Source organism: uncultured Campylobacter sp. (assembly GCF_937890585.1).
Classification (GTDB): Bacteria; Campylobacterota; Campylobacteria; order Campylobacterales; family Campylobacteraceae; genus Campylobacter_A.
The window spans coordinates 1-1313 of the sequence record NZ_CALACG010000097.1 but is presented as its reverse complement, the minus strand read 5'-3'; the positions used below and the strand labels follow the sequence as shown (position 1 = coordinate 1313).

The 1313-nt window shown below is 34.0% G+C and carries 1 protein-coding gene; it reads left to right on the top strand.

Features of this window, described 5'->3' with window-relative positions; all coding sequences use genetic code 11:
* Window positions 1-302 precede the first annotated feature (302 nt).
* Window positions 303-920 carry a superoxide dismutase [Fe] gene (gene sodB, locus Q0296_RS02700; protein WP_298036239.1) on the top strand — a complete coding sequence of 206 codons (618 nt, stop codon included), beginning with the start codon at window positions 303-305 and terminating at the stop codon, window positions 918-920.
* Window positions 921-1313 lie beyond the last annotated feature (393 nt).

Below are 1313 nucleotides of genomic sequence, written 5' to 3'. Positions count from 1 at the left end.
TATTTATCATTTTTATAAAGCGTATTTGTTACTTTTCTACACATATTTTTATATTATTTTTTACATTTAGAGAAATTTAAATTTACTTTTCTCTCTTTTACAAAGCCAAATTTGCTCTTTTAGGATATAAATTTCACTCTTTTAACCACAAATTTATAAAGCAAATTCACTCATCTTTATATAAATGCAAAATTTAGCTTTTATAAAAAGCCCTATTTTTGGCTTAAATTTTAAAAGATTTTGTTTGTTAATCTTTTGTGGCTATAATGCGAAATAACAAATTTTATTATTAAGGAATTATTATGTTTGAATTAAGAAAACTTCCGTTTGACGCAAATGCCAATGCAGTAGTAAGTGCTAAGACCTGTGAATACCATTACGGCAAGCACCACGCGACCTATGTTGCAAATTTAAACAATCTCATAAAAGATACAAAATTTGCTGACGCATCATTTTACGAAATCCTAAAAAATAGCGAAGGCGGCCTATACAACAACGTCGCTCAAGTTTATAATCACGACTTTTACTGGGACTGCATCGCTAAAAAAAGCGAGATGTCAAGCGAGCTAAAAGCTGCGATCGAAGCAAATTTTGCAAACTTTAAAGATGAGTTTTTAAAGGCAGCTACAACGCTTTTTGGCTCAGGCTGGGCGTGGCTTGTATTTGATCCAAGCAGCAAAAAGCTAGAGATCGTGCAAACTAGCAACGCAAAAACTCCAGTGAGCGATGGCAAAGTGCCACTTCTAGTCGTTGATGTTTGGGAGCACGCTTACTACATCGACAACTTCAACGCACGCCCAAAATATCTAGAGACTTTCTATGAGAACATAAACTGGGAATTTGTTAGCAAAGCTTACGAGTGGGCGCTAAAAGAGGGTCTAGGCTCAGTTGAATTTTACACAAAAGAACTACATAAATAATATCTGGCGGGACCTCCCCGCCTTTAAATTTCTACTTTTATTCAAATTAAAATCATCAAAATTCTCAGCAAACTCACTTTTAAAAAATAATGTGAGTTTAAACGGCTCAAATTCTCGTTTTGCCAAGTGAGTTTTCTTAAATTTAAAGCTGGCGCTAGATATCTCACTTTCAAATTTCTATTTTTCAAATTTGAGTTGCTAAATTTAGTAAGCAACAGGCGTGATGGTTATGGCTTTGAAATGACATAAAACGCTTGCTTTAGCAGTCTAATCTATTTTGGTGCGGTGGCTTTCACTTTAAATTTATCGCTATAAAACGAAACCAAAACAACTATCACACCTTTAAATTTGAAAAACCACCCTGATACTCAAAATGATCGCAGTCTTTACTAC

What these genes read in the sequence shown, in the direction of transcription:
- sodB (WP_298036239.1), top strand. Translation starts at nt 303, where the DNA reads ATGTTTGAATTAAGAAAACTTCCGTTTGACGCAAATGCCAATGCAGTA.